Source organism: Aliikangiella maris (assembly GCF_040719265.1).
GTDB lineage: Bacteria > Pseudomonadota > Gammaproteobacteria > Enterobacterales > Kangiellaceae > Aliikangiella > Aliikangiella maris.
This window is the reverse complement of record NZ_JBFDAH010000002.1, coordinates 18024-43069: the sequence shown is the minus strand read 5'-3', so window position 1 is coordinate 43069 and position 25046 is coordinate 18024. Positions and strand designations below refer to the sequence as shown.

Below are 25046 nucleotides of genomic sequence, written 5' to 3'. Positions count from 1 at the left end.
AGTTACTTTCCACAAGAGATAAAGTTAAACAGCCGGAAGTAAACGTTTAACCACTTTACCCAAAGGATTCTTCGGCAACGAATCAACAAAGACAAACTGCTTAGGTACTTTATAAACGGCTAATTTTTCTCGACAATATCGCTCTAGTATTTCAGCGGTTAATTGTTGATTTTTGGCAACGATATAAGCCCGTATCGATTCCCCCCGATAATCATCACTAAAGCCAACCGTTGCGACGTCTACCACATCGGTATGTGCAATTAAGACTTCATCAATTTCACGTGGATAGACATTAAATCCGGAAGAAATAATCATTTCTTTTTTTCGATCAACAATAAAAACAGAGCCTTCAGCATCCATATATCCCAAATCGCCAGTCAATAACCAACCATCAATAAATGTTTCCAAAGTCGCTTTGGGACGATTGTAATAACCCACCGCAACTTGTGGCCCTTGAATACAAATTTCACCAATTTGTCCTATGGCCAAAGTTTGTTGATAGTCATCAGCAGCAACTATTTTACAATTGGTCCCCGGAATAGGCATTCCCACACACACATCTTTAGTTGCCCCGGTATAAGGATTACCGCACATCATTGCCGTTGCTTCTGTCATGCCATAAAATTCAACAATATCTTGTCCTGTTTTAGCCTTCCACGCATCGCGAATTGCCGCAGGTAAAGGCGCCGCGCCCGAGGCACAAAAGTTGAGATTATCCAATATATGGGGGGGGTCAATATTGGCATTTAATATTGCTTTATAGATTGTTGGTACACCAGGAAAAATACTAATTTTATCTGTTTGCAGTATCTGCATTATTGATTCAGGCGTTGGTCGGGCAATTAAGACCAGACTGGCGCCAAGTTGCATCAACATACACAAAATTGAAGTAAAGCCTGCACCAGAGAAAAACGGAAATAGTGCCAGTCCCCTATCAGCTTCACTTAAATGAGGTAGCCAAGCAAGCGCTTGCTGAACATTTGCCGCTATATTTCGATGAGAAATTTGCACGGCTTTGGGCTTACCTGTTGTACCACCGGTATAAAGCATGAGCGCAATATTATCGAGCGCCACCAAATCTCGAATAAGGCTCAACTTGTTTTTACCGCTGTACTTACCACTTGCTAACGTACAACAGCCATTTAAATCGTTAAATGAATATGCTTTTTTATTTTCTAATACGGGTTGCTGTAGCGAAGACAAATTTTCATTGCTTAACTGTTCTGAAAACAACGCCTCAACTTCAGCAAAAAACAGGTGTTCAAGTTGTGTTTCTTGTGCAATTTTCTCAAAACGTTGTTGTAATCCATCCACCACAAAAGCCATTTTGGCACCACAATCTTGAACTTGATATAAGTGTTCGTCTTCTGAGGATAGCGGATTTGATAAAATAATTGTCGCCCCTATTTGTAAAGCAGCAAAAATAATTGATGGACACGCTGGAATATTTGGCAAACAAATAAAAACCTTCTCGCCTTGGGCTAAACCTATCTTTTCCAAATACTGTGATAAAAAATCAACTCGGCGAATAAAATACTCATAAGTAATATCCTCCCCCAAATAAGTATAAGCAATATTATTTTTTTGCTTATCACCAACTATAGCGAGCTGTTCAACAATACTCTTCTCATCCAACTCAAATAATGATGAAACTTTTTCAGGATAATAGTCGAGCCAAGGTTTATTTTTTTGATTATTCATTTTTATGTAGTTCCCTGCTTATCAGCGCCCTTTATTGGCACTGACATTCAATTAAATAACACATTAATTATTTTGAATCTTCCGCAAGAAACTTAGATAACGACTCAATATCAGGAAACTCCCAAAACATTGAAGGCTCAATTTTTGCACCACCTAGCCACTGGGTTAATTGTTCAGCGGCAACAGTTGCATCCATTGAGTCCATACCAAAATCCGAAAACGGCTTCTTAGGATCAATCGCATTGCGTGAGACACTAAGTTGTGTTTGAATCCAGTTAATAAACCATTCACTGATAACCGCTGCTGACTTAGCGTCTGATTCAGACGTGGCACTATCTTGTTTTTTTTCAAGATTCTTTTCAAATTGCTGAGCGTATTCAGCATTCACTTTTTCATCTGTCATTTCCGATATCACATCTAACTGTCTATCTAGCCATTTTTGACGAGTTAATCGACGTTGAATTTTACCACTCGAAGTCTTATCAATTGTTTTTGAACGAATAAGGCAAACAGCATTTACCGGCAATTGATGGTGCTTAAAAATTTCAAATTTAATCTGACTAATAATTTCATCGGCTTCTTCCTGAGACAAATTAGCATTTTTGACTTCCTGAACAATAACCAATACTTCTCCTGCTGCAGTTGGTACTGAAAACGCAGCAACACCACCAGGCCGCAAAGGTCCACCAATACTATCCAGGGTTTGCTCGATATCTTGCGGGTAGTGATTCATTCCACTAATAATAATTAAATCTTTTTCTCGTCCAGTAATAAACAATTCATTATTACGAATAAATCCCAAATCGCCGGTTCTAAAAAACGTTCCACTTTCTCCATCTAAAGTGGCTTCAAAGGTTTCAGCGGTAGCGTCTTTCTTTCCCCAATATCCTTGCGAAATGCTAACCTTTTCACCTTGCAGCCAGATTTCGCCAATTGTCTCATCCGCACACTTTTGCTGTTTTTCGGTGTCGACAATAATCGCTCGCTGGCCGCTAACAACTTGCCCACAGCTCACCAGTTTTATAGAACTATTTGAAGACTCGCCCATATCATCAGCCAATTTAATTTGATTCTTTTGTAAGTAATCAGCATCAAATGCTTCAATGAGTGGTGCACTATCATGTCCACCAGATGATATATACAAAGTACATTCTGCAGAACCATAACAATTACAAAATGCTGTTTCAGGAAAGCCTAAAGATTCATAAACAGCCGAAAAATTTTCTAGCGTTTCAGCTCTAACCGGCTCTGAACCATTTGCGGCAACTGTCCAACAAGACAAATCAAGTGATTCACGCTGTTTTTGGTTCGGTTTACGCTTACTCAATAAGTCATAAGCAAAATTTGGCCCACCACTATAACAAGCGCGATAGTCAGAGATTGCTTTTAACCAGCGAAATGGTTGTCGTACAAACGCTGCGGTTGGCATTAGCACACAATTTGCACCAGAGTAAATTGTTAAAAATAAAAAACTGACCAGCCCCATATCATGAAATAGTGGCAACCAACAAACTAGTGCCGAGTTTTCATCACAACGCGTCAAATCCTGAATCACCATTTCATTATGCAAAATATTACCATGAGTAATCATCACGCCTTTGGGATTTCCGGTCGATCCTGAGGTGTATTGTAAAAAAGCAATATCCTCACGTGAGACACTCGGCATTTTCCATTCATCACAATGTTCATCTCCGACTTTATCTGTCGCTAATACACTCACATGCCCTGTCGGATAATGATCACTTAACCAGCTTTCAACAATTTCAGCATCTTCACTTGCCAAGGCAATGACTTTAGCTTCACAATCATCTAATATGGTTTTTATTTTTCCCCAATCTTTGTTCGATGCTGGACGAGGAACCGGAACGGCAATAATTTTGGCATAAATACACCCCAGCAATGAAACAATAAACTCTTCACTATCAGGTTGAACAAGAATTACTCGATCGCCTGGGTTAATCGTTTTACCAAGGGTAACCGCTAATGACCTTGCTCGACGATCGATATCATTGAAGCTTAATTCATAGTCATCTTTATTGGCGTTATATAACAAAGTAAACGCAGTTTTATCTCCTCGATTTTCAACATGATGTTGCATCACATGAATAATACTTTCAGACTCAAACAACTCAGTAGCTTTGCTAAACTGAATTTGTTGAATGTAATCTTTATTGACTGCTTGCAGATTATTTGAGGCATTCATTTTTTCGCTCCCTTTTAAGCAAACTCTTCAGCAGTTGTATTGCTGGAGACTGAGTTATTTAGATTACTATCTGCATTGATAGTAATATCAATTCTTTCATTCATTGGCACTACCTGGGTTCCTTTTTTCAAAAAGTCTAAAACTAATTCAGAAACCAGTGCGTGTTGATCGGCATGAATATAATGGCTTCCGCCATCAATTTGAAAGCCCACAATATTTTGATAAGTTTTACCCACTTTAACACCGAGTTCAGGCGAAGTAATGTTATCTTCACTACCCGTTAATAACATGACGGGTTGATTAACCTGATTAATTTCTTGCGAAACATCCAGTGTCCAAAAATCAGTTAGCTGCTTGCTGTAATTTAGAATACTTTTTTCAGTTACAAAGGGCGCAAACAATAAGGGTCTTAAGTTTTTATCAATTAATCCTAATACGCTGGTAATATTTTCATGTGATTTTTCATCGGTGACTTCATATTTATCCAAATCGTGCTCTTCGTCAGCCAAAAAAGAACTCATAGAATTAATAATTGATTTAGCGGCGGTCGGTACTCTTGCCACGGCTCGACACAAAGGCAGCATATTGGCTTCATAATCGGTATCCATTGGCTCAAAGCCTTTTTGTCCTTTGAAACACGGCGTAACAAAGGTCAATGATTTAAAACGCTCAGGATAACGCGAAGCTAATATGGTTGCCAGTTTAGGACCGGTACACCAAGCTAGCGCGTGTGTTGTTGCAATATTTTCATTATCCAGAATTTGAATCGCATCTTGTACATGCTCTTCAATCGAGTAAACATTATCCATTCCGCCCACTAATACCGAAGTTCCCCGGATTTCCCACACAATCACTCGATAAAAAGGTAATATTGTGCGAATAACATCATTCCAAAAATGCAGACTTTGTCCGTAAGCATTAATAATCATCACATATTCGTCACCTTGACCGCCTGCATAGTAATTTAATGTGCCTTCTGGTGCTTCAACAGTCTTAGGTTGCATGATATCCAGTACCGACTCAAACAAGCTACTGCGTTTGTCCTCGCGAACAAAGCGGTCATAATACGCCTGCGCCAATCCCATTACATCTTCATTACTGATAGCTCTCGCCGTTGCAAACTCAGCCTGCATTTCAAATCGATATTCTTGTTTAAAATATTGTTCAAAATCACCAACCTGTTTGCGCACCAGATTATCTAAGGGCCCTAGCTGTTTTAATTCGGCACAAATATCCATTGGTATATTTGTTACGGTTGAAATAGCATCTAGCAAGGTATCAACTTTAACCTGTTCAGTGTTTGCTACATGATAAATTTGGTTGATGCTATCACTCTGAGCAACCGTTCGCATAATATTAATGACATCATCAATATAAATTAAGTTAACTCCGATAGCTGCATCAGCCAGCAACTTAATGGGGAAGCGATGAAAATAACCTTTCAATTTGCTTTCAACTTCATTACCTAGTCGAGTAGCAATGGTGATTAATCCATAAAATCCTGTATCCGTTTTACCACAAAATGTTTTCGAGTGGCCAACAACCATTGAAGGCCGAAATATACGATAGTTAACACCATATTTTTGGTGGGCTTCAACGATTAACTTTTCTGCTTCACGTTTCGCTTCTTCATAGGCATTATTAGGCGAAAATGCTTCGTCGCTGAGTGCCTGCGGAATACTGCCCGTTTTATTACCAGCCACATAAGCGGTGCTTAAATAGTTCAAAGTAACATTTGGCCAGTAGCGTGCCAGCATAACAACTTCGCGAGCACCACCAACCGTATTATGGTGAATAACGTTTTTCAGGCGCTTATTAAATTTAAGTAATGCTGCACAATGCCAGATTTCATCCAGTTTAACTTTTTGAATGAAGTCATCGTCCAATCCAAGATTTTTACAGGTAACATCACCATTTAACACGACAACCCGCTGCGCTATTAATGCAGTAAATTGTTCGATTGCATAATCACTGTTTTTAGCTGCCGCATAAATGGCATCGCTGACACGATCGGCAGCTTTTGCCATGCGGGTATCGCGAGCCAAGCAATAAATTACTGCATCAGTTTGCAACAGTGATTCAACGATAAAATGGCTACCGATAAACCCCGTTGCGCCAGTGACCAGAATACTTTTCATAACATTTTCCCTAAAATGATATCGTTTGTTAATGGGTGTTATCTCTTTTGTAAATATTTTTTGTAAATGTCTTTTGTAAATATCTTTTGTAAACATCAATTCATCAAAGACCATCAATGCTTTTTAAATAAATCGGATTGAATTACGCGTCAATCCAGTTATGCAATTGATAGTCTTATATAATTTTTAACTTACCGTTTACTCACGTTTATAAAGACCAACTTTATTTATCAATACCAACCTTACTGCATTAATCCGTTAGTTTGCGCATAAAGTGATAACAGGTAATGTCCATTCGCTCACGTAAGTAGAAGCGATGAGCACCGTGCCGCTGTACACCTGAATCTAGATGAAATTCTCGACAACCTTGTGATTCAGCTTGTTGAATAAGCCAATCGATCATTTGCTTACCAAAATTGGCAGAACGAACCTGGCTGCTGGTAACTAAATCATCAACATACATAAACTTACCCCAAGCTAAGGATTCAGTTATTCTAAATCCTGCAACACAGCAAACCTGATTTTCATGGGTTAATGCAGCGAGTTGATAATCAGCGATATCCATTTGTTTTTTTACTTGAGCCAAATAACTATCTAGCGTATAGCCAGGACGAAGTTCCAACATAACTTCAAAAGTATCGGCAATTTGTTGTTCATTTGTCGCTAAATCAATAGTTGACATAATTTTTCCTTAATTTCTAAATTCTTTATTCACTTTTTTTAATTTTAAATTTTTAGCGCCATAGTGACTAAGCAACTAAATCCAGCACATCACCAACAGTTTTTAGTTCGGGCATTAGCTCTACTTTAAAAATGGACTTCTCCAAGCGATGCTCTATTTCAATAATCACCAGCATAAACTTCAAAGAGTTCAGCCCTAAATCGGCTAACGTCGCTTCTCTATTTAATTGCTCAACCGCAATGGGTGGCTCCATTTGCTCACACATAATGCCCGCAACAATCTGTTGTTCTTCATTCATCGAATAACCCCTGTGTATTTTTATACATGATACTTTCATATTCCTGTTGATTGATGACATCGCTATCTCGCAAGTCATCAAATGCTTCAACCCATTTTTTTTGACTGCCATAAAAACGGTGAATCGGCCAATCTGTCCCAAATAGCAGCTTTCTAATTAATCCACGCTTTTTATGCCAACGCATAATGTCAGCAAATCCGTCTCGACGCAGTTCTGTTTGAAAACCCGACATATCGAGAAAAACATTGGGTCTAAATTCAGCGATTAATGCTGCCTCTTCAAACCTCACCGTACCAGCGTGACCTAAAATAAAATTAACTTTGGGAAACCGCATAGCAGCTTCATCTATTTCGTTCGGTCCAGTATGCTTAAAAGATAAATTAGGTGTTGTCGGTCCAACATGCGTCAGTACAGGTAAATTATATTTTGAACAAACTTCATAATAATCAAACAATCTTTCATCACTTGGCGAAAAACCACAAGGTGGGTAAAGCTTCAAACCTTTAAATCCCCAATCGCGAACTGATTTTTCGAAAGTGTCAACCCCCTCTCGCCCACGCCGTGGATCAACACCCGTAAATATTTCAAATCGTCCAGGATACTTTTTATGGATGTCTCGGTGAATCGCATAAATATCTTCAATAGGATCAGCTTCCCCTTGATACACAAATCCGAAATCAATAATCAGTAAAATTGCTTTATCAATTCCGGCATCATCCATTTCCGCAACAAATTTAGAACAGTCGTGATCGGCATTTAATTCACGAAACATTCTTTGAATAGCAGCAATCTGAAAGTCAGTTGCTTTACCGGGCATCGCTGCAACAATATTATCAACCCAACCATCAAAAAAGCGATCGGGTAATACTTTATTGGATGCAACGTGTGCATGACAGTCAAATATCATAATAAATTTTGCTCCACTAATATTTCATTCATCCGTTTACGGTAGGGTTTTCCTGTAGGCGTTCGAGGAATTTCATCAACAAAAACAATATGCTCAGGTATATGATGATTCCCAAGTGAACTTTTAATTGTCGATTTTAGTATTTCAAGCGTTATCTGCTCACTTTGTGCAACAGCAAATATAACAGCTTTATCAATGCCACGTTTATCGGTTATACAAAATGAACTGACATCACGAACTAGTTTATCTTTCATCAGACATCTTTCGACATCTTCTAAATAAACTTTTTCTCCACCACGAATCACCATATTTTTCTTACGTCCGGTAATCGTTAGATAACCTTGCTCATTTAAGTAGCCAATATCACCAGTCAATAGCCAGCCATCATCGGTAAACAATTTTTGTTGTTCACTATTGGCTTTAAAATACTGGCGAATAACAGAGCCACCTTTAATGGCAATTTCACCACGCTGATTAATGGCAACCGGCTTTTGTTGATCATCTAAAATTTGCAAATTAAGTCCGGCAGGTTTGCCGGGTGAGCCTGGTAATATTTGCTGATAAGGCGTAATCGTAATAAAACAAACTGCTTCACTCATGCCATAACAAGGAATTAAATAATGTTTAAACTGCTGCTGATAATGACTTCTAACCGCTTCTGTCAATGGCGCGGCACCAGAGACGACAAACTGTATATCATCGGCCAAATCGGCTTTAAGTAAGCTCAACGTTTCAAAAATGACAGGCACTGCACTAAATGAATTAACCTGCCACTGATGAGTGCTATCCGCAATCACTTTTATCGTTTGCATGTTAAACACAGGATTAATAATACAGCGTCCCCCACAGTAAAAAGCCGTTAGCAAGTCACTAATTACGGTAAAAGTATGAAACAGTGGCAATATCGACATGGTGCAAATCCCTTCAAAAAAAGGTAAATGCTTGCAGGCTGTATGCACATTATGCAGTATGTTCGCGGCCAATAAATGCACACCCTTTGGCTGGCCAGTTGTACCTGATGTATAAATCAGTAAATCACCTTTAATCTTAACCGATTTTTTTACCACATCAGATGCTATTTCAACTTGCTTAATCTGCTCAAAAATTTCGCTGGCAGACAATCGCATAATCGAAGATGAATAATTAAATTCAATATCATCATCGCTGATAATTAAAGTTGGTTCAGCATGCGTCAGTAGTGTTTCAATTTCATCTGCTCTTAACTCAGGGTTAATCGAATTAACAATTACCGGTGAAAACAATCCTAGTAACGTTATAATTGCCAACTCAAAACGATCTTTGACTAACACCGAAATAACACACTTATGCTGTGGTATCGATTGTTCAGCGTCTTGAACAAAAGTCTTTGACAGTAATTGTCCCAATTTAGACTGTAGTTGTAATTTTTTTGAAAACAAAGCATTAAACTGTTGAATAAGTAACAGTATTTGCGCATATTGAAGCGTTTTATCTGACTGTGTTTCTACCAGAAACAGTTGTTCAGCCGGAACCGCCGAAAGTGGCCACTTGACCTCTACCGGAATTTGACGATTCGTTAACCTGTCCGAGAGCTGTCGACTTAACAGATTACTGGAATTTTCAGAGTGATTCATTATTCGGTCCTGTAAGTATTTTCATACCACCTTTTACTGAAAGCCTGAACCGGAACGTCTCGACCATGTCGTTGAGCGCTGGCATAGACGCCTTGATAAATCGCACGTAAATAAGCAGTAAATTGACGAGCGATTCTTAAATCCTGATGAGAATAAGGTTTGCTATCGGTACGCATTACGCGCATATCAACTAATCCATAATACTTTTTATCATCCAGTATTAAACCTGCCGGAGAACGAATACTGTAGCGCACTCGAGCCAGTGTATGACCCGCATGATGCTGATCAGACCATACAGCTGTGTCAGACATGGTCGGCGGATAATAATAATGTCGCCCCTCAGGTATTTTATCTTTTGGAAAATGTCCAGGCGTATAATGCCAACTGTTAAAGCACATACGACCTGAAATGGCATAAAGAATTTTTGATAACTTGCCTTGACCAGCTAAAATCTCTTCTGTTTCAGGGGTTGCCCAAACAGCACAATAGTAATCAGTTCCTTGCTGATTGCTCAATTCCTCATAATTACCTTGTGTTAGCAGTCTGACCCATTCGCGTAAATTTCTTGGCCCGCGAGTCATTCCTATTTCAGACTGTGTATGATAAGTTGCACTACGTACCACAGCTTCAAGTAATTGCTCTACAGGAGTTACCTGTAACGAGGCATCAACTTCATTTCCAGCCGCAACCAGATTTTCTGCGGCATGATTAAATAAAGCATCGATCGTATCAAATTGTGCAATATCAGTCTCGCAGTTGTCTTTTAAGTACTCAGCAATTTCTAGGGGAACATCAGCAATCGATAAAATATTTCTTTTTCGCTCGCTATACATGAGCTTTTTATTAAAGTTAAGACCGTTAACAAAACGATAGGCAAAATAATCTTTTCTGACTTGCTTTTTTAGACGCCCAACCAAGTCAGCCTTTTCAATAAGTGTGTTTGGCTTTTCAACTGTTAGCTCAATATCATTATTAATAAAGACCAGCTCTTCTATTTTTTTATCTAAAAATTGATTTAATGTTTTTAGTGTTAACTGATTACCACTAAACTCTTCTCCACGATAGCCCGATCGAATTAAACAGTTATACCCAAATGCATAAACGGTTTGATTGTAATGCCAAGAGGATAAGTCTCGTTTATTCCAGTCACCAAATACATATCCACTCTTTGCAGGATCATTACGATTAAGAATATTGTTGTAATTGCCAAAATTGGTAAACGTATCATCATGAACAAAAATAATTGCAGGATCGACATGATCAACAGCATGAAAAGCAACATTGACGACTTCTTCCAGCTCATCGGGCGAACACGCATTTAGAAAACCATACATATCATCATCCAATGCTTTATCGGTATGATGTTCATATTGCTCAATCACTTCTTTAAGCTTTTCAGGCACCAGACAAACACCGGCAATATGTAAAAATGCTTTATCAGGGATTTGATTATCAGTCGCATAACCTATATAAGGTCGCCCATAATCATAAATTCCTACAAAGATTTTATTACCACTATTCCACTCTAGTCGCTCTTGTAATTCATCAACAGCAAAAACTTCTAATCCAGCTGCCTTTTCAAACAAATAAAATTCGAATTCAGTGAGCGCTTTTAAACCAAAGGCAATCGACTGACGTCCTTCAAGCGAAACAATATTATTTATTGCATCTTCTAATCGATTTCCCGGGGTTGCATTAACGATTGAACTAATTATTGCTGGAAACCCAACTTCTTTTTTATTTGGTTTTAAAGGCTTTTTACTTTTTTCTTCGGTTACAGCGTACATGCTCCACTAACCTCTTATTTGTTTGACTTTAAATACGACAAAAATCGTACTTTTCTATACTACTTTTTACTTTCTTGATATTTCAGTTTTTGTATCTCTATTACAACAGTAAATTTCTGCGCTAAAATGACAATTTGAATACAAATCAATAAAATCTTTGTATTATTGAACGCACATTAAACTTCGCAGCAGGCATATAGTGTGTAGTGTGATTTGCTAATAGCCCGTATTAATTGGTTTCAGAAGCCAGTTGATTTTTTTTACTCACCCGATAAATCAGTCCGGGTTTAAAAACTCGAATTAATAAAGGAGCAAGTAACAGGGTAAAAAAACCACAAAAGAAAATTGTACTTGAAACTAGCAGTCCTAACTTTGCTACAACTGCATAGTCAGACATAGTCAGAGCAAGAAATCCCGACGCAACAACAATAGAATTAATAATAACAGGACGAGAAATAAATGCTGCCGTTTCTTTTAATGCTGTTTCGGGGTCAATGCCTTGCTGACATTTATCCACTAATATTGACAAGTAATGAATTGCGTAATCTACACCAACACCAAATACGATTGCAATAATTAATGAAGTGCCAATGTCGAGGAAAACGCCGGTAAAAACCATAGCAGCAAAATTCAGTAACAAAGTAAAAATCAGAGGAATGATAGTAATCATGCCCATTAGCAGATTTTTAAACAACAAGGTGACAATGAACAATATAACAACAACAGCAATACTTATACTGATAATTTGTCCATTAACTACTTCATGCGTATTTTTAACCATGACATCAGCAAAACCACTAAAATGAATACTAATTCCTTGAGGTAAAACAGTTTTCGCATATTGACGAGTATCTTCGATAATACCTTCCCAAACAGAAGCTTGATCAGTATGTCCAAGTACAAATATACGGCTATTTTTATGTGCTTGATCTAAAGTGATGCGTATATCTTGTCCTTCTCCATTTTCTAAAAGCAGTAAGTATTGAGCAATTAGTTGAGAGGAAAGCTCATCAGGCATCGCATAGGGATGTTCCGGATTAAACACTTGATGTAATCGCTTAATCATGTTGGCTGTTGTCGCGGTGTATCCCACTTCAGCATGTTGTAATAGTCGTTGGTTTATTTTTTCAATAGCAACCATTGCTTCGGGCGTTGCAATACTATTTTCTTGCTCTCCTTTAAACCAAATATTTAATGGAATAGTACCACCGAAATAATGATTTAATACTTTATCATCTTGACGTAAACGAGTATTTTCCGAAAAGGCCGCCATATTATGATTATCAGCCTGAAGATTAAAAATATAGGGCACCAATCCTGCAATCACTAATAATACGACAATTGAAATTGTCAGCGTTGATTTAGCCACCAGTGCATCAAACTTTTTACCCAACGTTACCGGCCACTGTATATTTTTTGCAGAATGCTCATCGGCAGAATTTACGGGCTGCTCTTTTGCGGCCAACTTAGGTAACAGCGCAGGTAGTAAAGTAATGGTAATAAAAAAGGCGAATAACACGCCCAGCGCGGTAAAAATACTAAAGTGCTGTACCTGACTGAACAAACTATAACCTAAGGCTAAAAATCCAGCAATTGTCGTAATACTTGTTAATAGCATAGGTGTTAACAAGCGCTGGTTAGTTTCTAATACGGCAGACTTGGCATCCATTGTCTCTCGCAGCTCATAATATTTACTTAAATAATGAACCGCATCAGCCACCGCAATAGTCATGACAAATACGGGCAAAACTGAGGTAATAATATTGACTGAAATACCAACACCAACCATCGCCCCCATAGACCACAAAATAGTGATAGTTGCAATCGATACGGGTAAATACACCGCCTGCTTTCTACGGAAAAATACAAATAATAGAATCGATATTGTAATGATTACAAAGGGAAAATACTTTAGATTATCCATTTGGACAGATTGGTCAATTTGCACTGCTAACATCGGGCCGCCGCCCAGGTAGAGTCGATCATCCGTTTGTTGAGAATTAATAATTTGAGTAATGGCATCATGCGCCTTTACCATCGATGGGGCATCATCTTCGGCAATATTTAGCTCAATCATGATGGAGGTTGCCTTAACTGGTTCACCAGAAGCAATCAACAAACCACGATAAAGCGGATTATCCAGTACGGCTTTTTTTAGTGCGACGATATCATCATCACTTTGTGGGACCGATTCTAAAAGCTTGCCAGTATAAAGTGTGTCATCAATTTCACGAATATCTTCGGCAGTCATCAGACTACGAACTTTTTTTACGGGCTTGAGGTTTAAAATAATTTTCTGCAATGCATTCTTTGCATCGCCATCAAGTTTATTCTCTAATAACTTTAACCGACCATAATCTTTTTGGTCTAAACCATCTTTTAATAGAGCATTTATTATGGATTGATTATCGGCTGATACTTGTAACCGACGTAATGATTCAGCATCTTCGTCCTTAACAAATGATATCGATTCGAACTTTAAAGTTAAATCGGCAATAGTCTTTAATGTGGATAAATTGAAAACATCTTGCTTTGCAGTTTCTATTGCAACAACGGCCTGTTCGCCACTAGCATCAAAGATTTGCTTAACCTGTTGCTCGGTAACACGTGAAGGGTAGTCTTTAGGAATAAAATATATGGTGGCATTAATAAAGACTCTCAACATGCCAACACAAGCCAACAAGCTGACGATTGCCAGTAAAATCAAATAAGGTTTGGGATTATTAGTAACCGATGTCGTGTAGCGTACCAGTAGATTATTATTATATTTCGTATTCATTTACACTCACTTGAAAGCTTTACAAAGCCACAATTCAAAACGATTAATTCTTAAGTAAAATCTAATTTATAAAAAAAAGATTTATGATTTAATCGTTGTTGTATTCAATTACACCCTTTTGATTTAGATCACTGAATGAATCTAAATTATGTCTGGTTAATGACAGTCGGCGAGCTTAATCGAGCAACATCAACAACCACATTAAACAACCAGAACAATTTTGCGCATTTCAATTTTTACTTTAACTGTTAAATTATATTAATCGAATAATTCCCAACAAAACAAGTCGATTACTTCTCATTTTTTAAAATAAAAACAGAGGTTTGAATTTGTTGCTACGTTACCGAGCCATGCTTTTAGGTAAAGAACTTTTAAAAACATCACCTTAACAGACAACACAATTAAATTCAGAGAGCAAACCAAGACTTTAAAACAAAAACGCAATTACAGATCCTTACATTTTCTATAAACATCTTTTCTGCCAGCGATTATTTTATTAATCACTTTTACAAAAGCAATATTGAATCGAATAAAGATTAAATTGATTCTGTAAGATCTGTAAGAAAAGATTAATAAAAAATATGCCAACCAGCTTTACTCCATACAAGTTCATTTCACAGTAGAATTATCACATTATAAATTACCATGGATTGATAACTTTTAAAAAAGCAACAACCCAAGACAACGACTAAAATCATATTAGCGCTTCATCAAAAACCCAAAGCAATGAGATCATATTATTCTGCCAAAGAAGCGGTCACCCCAGTAACTCAAAGAACACCTTAAAACAACACAAAACTACTACTAAAATACTGCCAAAAGCCAATTATCATTTCAGTTATAAATTTATTTTTTGTCAAAATCAATTTATCTACATTTAACAATCAATGGCAAAAAAATAAAATTACTTTTAAAAATATCTCAATTTCTTTTAGCCTTGAATATGAATTTCAATATTTTTTAATTGAATTTAACAAACAAATTCCGCAATATAAGCTCGACGCCAACTTCAACTTTTGGCGGAAAATTAAAACTACAAATTCAGACAGAGGGAACACGGCGACAACTCAATCACAAAACAAGAAAAACCCTATACTAATTTTATATTTTTTATAAAAAGTAACTGAATTTAAATATTGATCGTGTTAATTATAGTGCCGATGATTTTGATTTCAGAACAAGGAAAAAAACGGATCATCAATTTAAACTTTTTTTGACAAAAATAAATTTCATTTTGAGATAATGGAATTACAACGGAGTAAAAAAATGACCACAACTACTGTTCAACTTGAGTCCAAAATAAAACAACTAGCGGCTGATCTTGATGAACATCCCTTTTTAGCTCGATGCAGAGATGGCTCAATTTCTTTAGATGAGCTGAAGTCCTTCATGTTACAACAAGGTTTATACAGTAACTTCTTTACTCGTTACCTTTGTGCTATGATGGCAAACTTGCCAAACAACCATTACGTTTTGGAATTGGCAGAAAACCTGTTTGAAGAATTAGGTCTTGAGCCAGGTAGCCCTAAGCCTCATTCAGTTATGTATCGTGAAATGCTAGAGAGCTTTTCAATTGAGTTTGATTTCAACAAAATCAATGATAGCACTCAAAAATTAATCGATACTATGTTTGAATACTGCAAAAACCCTAACCCAGCATTTGGCCTTGGCGCTTTATGTTTAGGTGCAGAAGCAGTCGTTCCTTCATTGTACAGCAGCATTGTTAAAGGATTCCAAAGTCACGGAATTGACAACAAGCAAATCGAGTTCTTCCTGCTACACATCGAATGTGACGATGGCCATGCAGAAACTCTTAACGATATTATGCGGGAAATTGCTGAACAAGAGAGCGGTCAGTTAGAAAATATGTTTAAAGCAGGAGAGGCTCTAATTCAGGCAAGATTAGACTTCTTTACCGCAATTGAAGAAGAGTTTCAGTCCGAAGTCGCATAACTTAAATAACTTACTTCAATCAAAATCCAATAGGAAATAATAATGACCAATACGTTACTAATGGATAAACAATCGTTGATGACTAAAAGCCAGTCTGAAATGAAAGACAAACTGGTAATATCAGAACGTAGTAAACAACAAAAATTGGCTTTAACCTGTCGGATCCTGTTCGCTCATGGACATGACTCAGGTTTAACAGGACAAATTACTGCAAGAGCAGAAAATCAAGAAGAATACTATACACAGCCATTTGGACACGGCTTCGATGAAATCACCACAGAAAACCTGATCAAAGTTAATCAGGATCTAGAGGTGCTTGAAGGAAGTGGTATGCCTAATCCGGCAAACCGTTTTCATACTTGGGTTTATCGTGCCCGCCCAGATGTTCAGTGTATTATTCACAGTCATCCCCCTCATATTTCTGCGTTATCAATGTTGGAAATACCACTAAAAATTTCTCACATGGATGCGTGCATGTTATATGATGATGTTGCATTCTTGGATAAATGGCCTGGTGTTCCGGTTGGCAACGAAGAAGGGGAAATAATTGCTGAAGTATTAGGAAATAAACGAGCAGCTTTACTTGCTCACCACGGTTTAATTATCGCAGGTAAATCAATTGAAGAGTCATGTATGTTGGCAATTCAAATTGAGCGCGCAGCCCGTTTACAGTTACTTGCCCAAAGTGCTGGTGAGATCAAAGATATCGAACCAGAGCTTGGAAAAGAAGCTCATGACTGGATTCTACATGACAAACGTTCTCAAGCTGGTTTTGAATACTACTCACGACGAGTATTACGTTCATTACAACTTGAAACAGTCTAATTAATTATTTTTTACTTTTAAAATATTAATTAGCAAATAAAATACAATAGCTCATTAACTTGAGACTCTTAATAAAATTTATTGAGTAACCCCTATTTTTCGAAGGTATTGACAACGATCAATACCTTCGAAATTAAATACTTTATCTATATTCATTTCATTCGATTGTCAGTATAATAATTTTAAATACATCACATCTCAGAAAAATTTAATTTTTAATTAATCGCATTTTAATACAAAATCAACATAAGCCGATTTAAACTAATGCACTAATCCTGTGCACATTTTTATTTTTGAATCGCATTTAAATTATGTTGTTAGTTAATAAGTAATAAGTAATAAGTAATAAGTAATAAGTAATAAACGCTACAACAATATTGAGCCGTTTAACAATGAGAGTTCAGTTGACATTGAGTTAGTCGATAAAAATAAAAAGCAAACTAAACCAGATTAAAAACATTTAACTCAATATCATCAAGTAAAATCATTAAACATAATCATTAAACAACAATAAAACATCTTGTTTTGAATTTTAGTAGGGAGAAAAAAATGAACACCCCATCCCACACAAAGAAGGAATTGTCTCAACAATTCAAGAAGTACGCATTCTTTTTTGCTTTAGCACCCGCCCCCATGCTTTATGCCAGCTACCTTATTGGTATGCAATTTGACTTACTCAATATCATGGCCTATTTACTGGTGGCATTTGCTTTTGTCTTTTTTCCTTTACTTGATTTAATGATCGGCGAAGATAAAGAAACTGGCTCACATGACTGGCACGAACATGGTTTATTTTATGATTTTATTATTTACCTTTCACCGTTAGTACAAATTGTTACTGTGATCTGGGCGTGTAGTGTCTTTGAAGAGTTTTCAACTGCTGGACAAATTGGCTGGATTCTATCAACAGGTTCCGCAGGTACAATATTTGCGGTTAACATTGCACATGAATTAATGCACCGACGCGAAAAATTTGGACGCTTTTTGGGTGGCTTAATATATAGTGTTATTCTTTATCCTGGTGTAAAAATTCGTCATGCCAGACAACATCATCCACATGTAGGTACAGCCGACGATCCCGGTACATCACGATTCAATCAAACAACCTACCAGTTTATTGCTTCAGTATATTTAACCAGTATTCCAACCGCTTGGACATTAGCTGCATATCGTAAGAAAAAAACAGGCGCCCCACTTTGGTGGCTTTTAAATGAAATGGTAGGCTGGTTAGTTTTATGTGCGCTGTTTGTAGTTTCGGCTTATTTATATTTTGGTATTTCAGGTGTAATATTCATTTTCTTTCAAGGGTTAGTTGGCGCATTTATTTTAGAAGCAGTTAACTACACAACACATTATGGGCTATTGCGTCAAAAGTTACCAAATGGTAAATATGAACCAGCTACACGAATGCATGCCTGGGATCATAATTCATTTTTAATTAACGCACTGTTGATAAATGCTCAACGTCATGGAGATCATCACGAAGCACCAGCAGTTCCGTATCAGTCGTTAATTTTTCATCGCGACAATCCTCACTTACCAGGTTCATATTTTGGTATGGCATTAGTCGCTTTCATTCCACCACTATGGCGAAAGATAATGCACCCAAGGCTTTATGAATTTTATAAAAGTCAAGGCATCGACTACGATCAACTACGTGCATCAGTGCAACAATAGTTGAAAAGATTCTTGTTAAAGATTATTTAGTAAAAAGCAGTATTGACGAAACAACAGTTTAAGAAATAAAAGGTAACACCAAGCACAGCTATCATCAGGAAAAAATGCCACAAGAATTATCGACAGATTATTCTTGTGGAGTTATGTCTATTCATCATTATCAGGTGGTTAATAATGTCTAAACAACAATCAGAACCCAGACTCGCCTATGAAGTTGAAACAGTTTATGCTGAAGATAATGTCCCATTACCACTCAAGTATTTTACAGCAACCAAAAACCGCTCACAGCAATCACCAACGCTGATTTTATTTCCGGCGATGGGCGTTAAAAACAGTTTTTACACCACTTTCATCGCACATTTAAATAATCAAGGGCTCAATGTAGTATGTGCCAGTATACGTGGCAATGGCGGTACCGGCATTGATGTTACCCAAGGTGATGACTTTGGAATTTTTGATATTATTCAGTATGACTTTCCATGTATTATTAATGCGGCTAAAATTCGTTTTCCGGCTTCGCGTTATCTATTAGCAGGCCATAGTCTGGGCGGTATTCTTTCAGCTTTATATGCCAGCAGCCAATTAAAAGATGATCATGTTTCAGGACTTATTTGTATTGCTTCATGCTCAAATTATTATCGAGGCTGGTCTTTTCCTCATCGATACCTTATCGCCAGCCAACTTATTTTAGCTAAAGCGGTGGTGCGTTTAAAAGGTTACTTTCCTGGTCCGTGGTTTAAGTTTGCCGGAAATGAAGCCAAACAATTATTTTTAGATTGGAGTGCAACCGGTCTAACCGGGCATTATAAAAATATAAAGTCACCATTTGATTTTGAAAACTTATTAGCCGAGTTAAAAATTCCCGTTCTTAATTTCTCATTCGAGGGAGATAAATTAGCACCACAACGCGCAACTGAAAATTTATTTTCAAAATTGGTTAAAGCGCCAGTTACCAGTATTCATTTGTCACCGGCCGATTTGTCACTAGAGAGAGTTAGTCACTTTAGTTGGGCAAAAAAACCCGACGCAATTGTATCTCGAATTAACGACTGGTTATTCTCAGCTTAATAGCCAAGTTAAAATCGACACAACCATCAATTCTTTATTGACTGCATTGTAGTAATCTTACGAAAAGAATTGACGGTTAACGCGCTCAACAATCAATATGCCAATAAGGCTTTTCGCCAAAGTGTTGTTGCAAGTAATTTACTAAACTACGCACCCGCTTAGACAAGTGTCGATTTTGCGGATACAACGCATGCGCGCCAATATCGGGATTATCAAAATAGTCAGTTAAAATGGGAACCAGTTGACCAGACTTTATTGCTTTATAACAAATAAAATCGGGTGAAATTAAGATTCCTTTTCCTTCAATTGCAGTTTGACATAAAAATTTTCCATTATTCGAATGCATGACTGCGGGTAATTTAATATTAATTTTGGTTCCGTTAATCATCGAGAATGAAAGCAATTCCTTTGCTCCAGTGTATTGCAATTTCACATGACCATTATTTAACTCTTGTGGTGAAGTTGGGTTTCCATAACGAGCGAGGTAATCGGGGCTGGCACATACCAGTAAATGAATACTGGTTAAGCGTCTGGCAATCAGTGTAGAGTCAGTCAGCTCGCCTATTCTGATCGCCAAATCAAATCCTTCTTCAATGAGGTCAATTTTGCGATCATTAAAATCAATGTCCAAAATGACTTCGGGGTTTTGCTCATTAAAATCAAGTAAGGCGCGCCCTAAATGACTAAGACCAAAAGACAGTGGCGCGGCAATTTTTATGCGTCCCGAAAGTGCGCAATTATCATTGCGCAAAGATGACTCAACCTCGGCAATATCATCTAAAATGCGTAAACTTTGCTGGTAATAACTCGTGCCCGAATCAGTCAGTTTCAGACGACGAGTGGTTCGATTTAGTAGCGTAACGCCTAATCGCTCTTCGAGTGCAGCCAATCTTTTACTAACCGCAGACTTTGCTGTATTTAATTGCTCAGCTGCTTTGGTAATACTGCCAGACTCTACAATTCTGACAAAGGTTTGCATGTCTTCAAATTGATTCATTTTGTTCTCTCTAAGCAATAACTAATGAGGCAATGGGTCCACTATCATTGCAGTGCTCGTCTAACACTGAGTCACTCATCTATAGTGCAAATCATTATAGTATTGTTCTAATTTCAAGAACAGTAATTTCGTAATATGAATATTTATTTTTTATCAACTAACGATATGATGGTTAACAAATACTTTCATCAGGATTTCAAGCATGAGCCATTCAACAATTTTACATATTAACTCTAGTGGCCGGAAAACAGATTCAGTAACTCGAGTGGTATCTGAGTATCTGTCTCGAGAATTATTATGCCAACATCCCGAACTCAATCTACATCGCAGAGATCTGGCGACGGGACTACCATTTATTGACGAACAGTGGATATCAGCTAACTTTACCCCTTATGAAGAACGCAAGGCCGATCATCATCGAGTGTTGAGTTTTTCTGATTTATTAGTAGCAGAATTACAACAAGCCGAACAACTTGTAATCGCTGCCCCCGTTTATAACTTAAGCATTCCCGCAGTGCTAAAAGCCTGGATAGATTTAGTGGTAAGAGCAAGACTGACATTTCATTTTACTGAAAATGGTCCCAGTGGTCTGCTGAATGATAGGCCAGCCTATCTGGTTATGGCTTCTGGCGGTTTAGCCATTGGCAGTGAACAGGATTATGCTTCCACTTATTTAACTCATGCGTTAGGTTTTGTTGGCATTCATAATGTAACACTCATCGATTGCAGCACGCTGGATATTAGTGAACCAAGTCAACTAACCCATCAGTTAAAAGAAATTTTAGCTACCAACGAGGTGAAATCATGACAATTGTAAAACTAAACTCAGACACAACAAAACCAGAAGTGGTGGCTAAAGAAGTCGTTCGCGTTATTCAAGGAATACCTGCAGCCGATGGCGACGGTGTGCAATTGACTCGCATTATTGGTTCACCTGACTTAAATCAGCTTGATCCGTTTTTATTGTTTGATGCATTTGGCTCTGATCAGCCACAAGAATATATTGGTGGATTTCCTCCACATCCACATCGTGGTTTTGAAACCGTCACTTATATGTTGGCTGGAAAAATGCGTCATAAAGATAGTACTGGTCGAGCAGGTGTAATTGAGACAGGCGGCGTCCAATGGATGACCGCTGGAAGGGGCATCATTCATTCTGAAATGCCTGAACAAACCGAAGGGCTGTTAGCAGGTTTTCAGTTGTGGGTAAATTTACCTGCCGAGCAAAAAATGACGCCACCCAATTATCAGGAATTTTCAGCAGATAAAATTCCACTTGAAGTTATCAACAATCCACATACAGGCAAGTCTACTGGTACGATAAAAGTTATCGCAGGTGACACTGGATCAGGTATTAAAGGAGCCGTTAAAAATGATTTTGTCAAACCATTTTATTGGGATGTAAATCTCACAGAATCATTTGATTTCCATTGGCCAGTGCCAGCAAATCACAACAGTTTCATTTATGTTATTGAAGGAGAAGTTTTAGTTGGTGCACAGCAAAAACCAGTATCAGCCAAACAAATGGCAGTTTTAGGTGAAGGTGACAAGTTAACGGTACGAGCAAAAAAATCGACTCATGCAGGGAGTCGCTTTTTATTTATTTCAGCACAACCCTTAAATGAGCCAGTGGAAAGAGCGGGCCCTTTTGTAATGAATACTCGAGAACAGATTAATCAAGCATTTGCCGATTACCAGGCTGGCCGGCTGGCCTAATGACACCCAAAAAAACAGGTAAAAAAAAGAGGCTCAACATTGAGCCTCAATCTAACATTAGCTTTATAGAATTTTATATTCGTTAAAGACTAGTTGAAACCGACTAGTTTACAATTTTACCGAGATTAATTAACTGTGTCTCACCGCTGTTATCATCAATTCCGTCATTGTCATTTACGATGTAAACATCGCCGTTAGACATTAATGCAGAACCTTCAATTTTTTCAGCAACCAGACCACCAGACATTTTTAAATCGTTCATTAAATCTTTGACTAATGTCTTGCTCACCGTTGATCCGCCAACAACACCAGCCAGATTAACCTGATAAATACGTTTAATCGCCGCATCAGGTCCACCTTGATTATCACGTTCAACAATTAAGAATGTGCCATCACCAACTGATGTAATATCTGATAAACCAACCCAACCACCATTTTGTGATTCAACCGTATCTAACGGATAAAAAACAAATGACCAACTTGCGTTGACTGTGTCATAAATACCAAGACGCGGATTAGCTTCGCCGCCCCATGCCCGTTGAAATGCCACATAGATGTTATCACCATATTCAGCCACGCCTTCAAAACCAAAACGTAACTGCAAGTCGTTAACACTTTCAGGTAAACGCACAACTTGTTCAATTACACCATTTTTATCGGTTTTAAAAATCATATTCAATGAATTAATTGGACGTGAGCTATCTCCTTTTGTGCCATTTCCTTCAGATGCTACCCAGAAACCACCATCAGCCGATTTAGCAATACCTTCGGGGTCAATGTTTATTGATTTGTCTTCATTGATCATTGCGGCTAAATCAGCTTCATCAAAAACATCAACTCGGGTCGCATCATCAGCATCAACCGTATTATCAGCCAAGTCAACAACGTTAGTTGCAGCAAACACATCATTAGTATCTTTAATTGTAATTTCTTCAATTAATTTTGCCGGAGTTTGATTGGCGTCAATTGCAAAAATTCGGTTCGAAGCATAAAAACTATCTTCTACTGCATACAAGCGACCGGCCATCATTGGATCAGAAGATAATCCAGACAAAGCGCCCCACGCAATTGGCGTATTATCGTTACGATATACCGATTCGATCGTTGGATAAGCCGAGGCAGCATAATCATAGCGATAAACATTGAGTGTTGAACGCAATTTGTCATCACGAGCATCAACTTCACTGGCTACCACTAATAAGTTACGCGAAGGAATCGCTAATCCACCTTCAGGACCCGAAGCCGCAGGTAATACTTGTTTAAACACAGGCGCTTTTGGATTGGCGACATCATAAACAAAAACCAGACTTGAACGCTCTGAGTTAACGAACAAGTAACGGTCATTGCCATAAATTCCCATTTCAACATTTTCAGGTTCGTTACCTTTATTGCCAGAACGTTTATCGGGGTAGTGACCAAATTGAGCGGCCATGTGATCCAGTGTTACCCCTGAATTCCAAACCACTTCACCCTGCTTGTTAAAGATGGTAAAACCACGACTACCACCATTTAAATCACCTTCATCGGCGGTAGCAAAATAATCGTCATTAATCCAACTAACACCATCAGGTTCACGAGCAACATCGGCTTGTGATTCTGTTTGACTAATTTTTAGCGGTTTACCTTCGGTTGCATCAATTTGAGTCAAATCAACACTGCCAGCAGAAAAATCATTGATGATACTCCCATCAGTCAGGTCAACAATGACAATATGATTGTTTTCTTGCAAAGTAACGACCGCTTGATTAGCTGAATTGATATCAACATATTCAGGCTCTGGGTCGTCAGCATACAAATCAGCCACGCCAGTCAATTCTACATTTGAGGTTGTCCACTTAGTTGGGTCAGCATCACTGGTGTTAACAATTACTAAATATCCGGCAGGTGCTTGAGGAGGTTCACCGTCACCTAAATCTTCATCACGCTCATTTTCAATCACAACAACGGCATAGTTGCCATCCGGGCTAATGGCTACCGAATCAGGCTGTCCTCCCAAATCAAGTGAAGCCACTTTGGTTTGCGTTGCAATGTCAATCACATCCAGTTGACCGCTCACATCAATATAATCCGCCGAAGTATTGATTGCTACCAGCGCAAAGTTACCGTTAACGCCAACTGACGTTGGTTCGCCATCTAAATCGAGCGTCCCCAGACCAACTGGGCTTTCAGGATTGTTAATATCAACAAAACCTAATTTTTCGCCAGGGCTATCACTATAAATTAAAATACTACCATCGCTGTTGGCTGCGACAATTTCAGCAGCAGTTTCGTCATCAACATTACAATCAACTTCAAGCTGTTGACAGACCGGAAATGAAGCAACACGAACAAAGTTTTGGCTATTATTTAATTGTGTTTGCGCACACATGAAAGTTGTCTGACTAATTTCGCTGGCTTCTAACATGTTGTTGCCATTAGCATCTAGGCCAGAATCAACTTGAACACCACCTTTGAAACATTGGCTATGACCAGCCGACAGTTTAGTCTGGACAATTAAGCTGTTTAAGCCATCATTTCCGTTAGTGCCATTGTTACCATTAGTGCCGTCAGTTCCATCTTTACCATCATCAACGCAGCCGGCAGCCAAAATGGCAGAAACCAGTGCAGGAATGAGTAATTTTTGTTTGTTCAGGTACTTCATTTTATCTACTCTGTTGTTGGTCAAGTTAGACAGGCATAGGCGGAAAACCTTCCCATCTCAA

At 38.0% G+C, this 25046-nt stretch carries 17 protein-coding genes; 6 read left to right on the top strand and 11 right to left on the bottom strand.

Features of this window, described 5'->3' with window-relative positions:
- Window positions 1-24 precede the first annotated feature (24 nt).
- The 9 genes from ABVT42_RS02305 to ABVT42_RS02265 all read right to left on the bottom strand — a co-directional run bounded on the left by ABVT42_RS02305 (window position 25) and on the right by ABVT42_RS02265 (window position 14108).
- Complete coding sequence (locus ABVT42_RS02305; RefSeq protein WP_353873492.1) at window positions 25-1701, bottom strand: AMP-binding protein; 1677 nt, start codon at window positions 1699-1701, stop codon at window positions 25-27.
- A gap of 67 nt (window positions 1702-1768) precedes the next feature.
- Window positions 1769-3904 (bottom strand): AMP-binding protein, encoded by a 2136-nt coding sequence (locus ABVT42_RS02300; RefSeq protein ID WP_353873491.1) that lies wholly within the window; start codon window positions 3902-3904, stop codon window positions 1769-1771.
- Window positions 3905-3918: 14 nt separating this feature from the next.
- Complete coding sequence (locus ABVT42_RS02295; protein WP_353873489.1) at window positions 3919-6042, bottom strand: alpha/beta fold hydrolase; 2124 nt, start codon at window positions 6040-6042, stop codon at window positions 3919-3921.
- A gap of 250 nt (window positions 6043-6292) precedes the next feature.
- Complete coding sequence (locus ABVT42_RS02290) at window positions 6293-6724, bottom strand: GNAT family N-acetyltransferase (RefSeq protein ID WP_353873487.1); 432 nt, start codon at window positions 6722-6724, stop codon at window positions 6293-6295.
- A gap of 67 nt (window positions 6725-6791) precedes the next feature.
- Window positions 6792-7022 carry an acyl carrier protein gene (locus ABVT42_RS02285; RefSeq protein WP_353873486.1) on the bottom strand — a complete coding sequence of 77 codons (231 nt, stop codon included), beginning with the start codon at window positions 7020-7022 and terminating at the stop codon, window positions 6792-6794.
- Window positions 7015-7929 carry an amidohydrolase family protein gene (locus ABVT42_RS02280; protein ID WP_353873485.1) on the bottom strand — a complete coding sequence of 305 codons (915 nt, stop codon included), beginning with the start codon at window positions 7927-7929 and terminating at the stop codon, window positions 7015-7017. Before ABVT42_RS02280 ends, ABVT42_RS02285 begins: the two co-directional genes overlap by 8 nt.
- The gene (locus ABVT42_RS02275) at window positions 7926-9542 is read right to left on the bottom strand and encodes a class I adenylate-forming enzyme family protein (RefSeq protein ID WP_353873484.1); all 1617 of its coding nucleotides are present in this window, start codon (window positions 9540-9542) and stop codon (window positions 7926-7928) included. The genes ABVT42_RS02280 and ABVT42_RS02275 overlap by 4 nt, the downstream gene beginning before the upstream one ends.
- The gene (locus ABVT42_RS02270; protein WP_353873483.1) at window positions 9542-11329 is read right to left on the bottom strand and encodes a hypothetical protein; all 1788 of its coding nucleotides are present in this window, start codon (window positions 11327-11329) and stop codon (window positions 9542-9544) included. The genes ABVT42_RS02275 and ABVT42_RS02270 overlap by 1 nt, the downstream gene beginning before the upstream one ends.
- A 229-nt stretch (window positions 11330-11558) precedes the next feature.
- Window positions 11559-14108: an efflux RND transporter permease subunit gene (locus tag ABVT42_RS02265; RefSeq protein ID WP_353873482.1), complete on the bottom strand. Its 2550-nt coding sequence runs from the start codon at window positions 14106-14108 to the stop codon at window positions 11559-11561.
- Between the two features lie 1266 nt (window positions 14109-15374).
- On the opposite strand from ABVT42_RS02265, the gene ABVT42_RS02260 reads away from it, so the two are divergent.
- From ABVT42_RS02260 to ABVT42_RS02245, 4 genes are all read left to right on the top strand, one after another.
- On the top strand, window positions 15375-16061 hold the full coding sequence (locus tag ABVT42_RS02260) for a TenA family transcriptional regulator (protein WP_353873481.1): 687 nt from the start codon (window positions 15375-15377) through the stop codon (window positions 16059-16061).
- A gap of 42 nt (window positions 16062-16103) precedes the next feature.
- Window positions 16104-16886 carry an aldolase gene (locus ABVT42_RS02255; protein ID WP_353873480.1) on the top strand — a complete coding sequence of 261 codons (783 nt, stop codon included), beginning with the start codon at window positions 16104-16106 and terminating at the stop codon, window positions 16884-16886.
- Between the two features lie 549 nt (window positions 16887-17435).
- Window positions 17436-18563, top strand: a complete 1128-nt coding sequence (locus tag ABVT42_RS02250) for an alkane 1-monooxygenase (protein ID WP_353873479.1) — start codon at window positions 17436-17438, stop codon at window positions 18561-18563.
- A 174-nt stretch (window positions 18564-18737) separates the two neighbouring features.
- Window positions 18738-19631: an alpha/beta hydrolase family protein gene (locus tag ABVT42_RS02245; protein ID WP_353873478.1), complete on the top strand. Its 894-nt coding sequence runs from the start codon at window positions 18738-18740 to the stop codon at window positions 19629-19631.
- Window positions 19632-19716: 85 nt separating this feature from the next.
- Here ABVT42_RS02245 and ABVT42_RS02240 read toward each other — a convergent pair whose 3' ends face one another.
- A complete protein-coding gene (locus ABVT42_RS02240; protein ID WP_353873477.1) occupies window positions 19717-20628 on the bottom strand; it encodes a LysR family transcriptional regulator in 912 nt (303 codons plus the stop codon).
- A gap of 202 nt (window positions 20629-20830) precedes the next feature.
- Between ABVT42_RS02240 and ABVT42_RS02235 the strand changes: the two genes are divergently transcribed.
- Both ABVT42_RS02235 and ABVT42_RS02230 read left to right on the top strand, forming a co-directional pair.
- Window positions 20831-21436 (top strand): FMN-dependent NADH-azoreductase, encoded by a 606-nt coding sequence (locus ABVT42_RS02235; RefSeq protein ID WP_353873476.1) that lies wholly within the window; start codon window positions 20831-20833, stop codon window positions 21434-21436.
- Entirely contained in the window at window positions 21433-22344 is a 912-nt protein-coding gene (locus ABVT42_RS02230) for a pirin family protein (RefSeq protein WP_353873475.1), read from the top strand. The genes ABVT42_RS02235 and ABVT42_RS02230 overlap by 4 nt, the downstream gene beginning before the upstream one ends.
- 103 nt (window positions 22345-22447) lie before the next feature.
- On the opposite strand, the gene ABVT42_RS02225 is transcribed toward ABVT42_RS02230, so the two are convergent.
- Window positions 22448-24985 (bottom strand): esterase-like activity of phytase family protein, encoded by a 2538-nt coding sequence (locus tag ABVT42_RS02225; protein WP_353873474.1) that lies wholly within the window; start codon window positions 24983-24985, stop codon window positions 22448-22450.
- Window positions 24986-25046 lie beyond the last annotated feature (61 nt).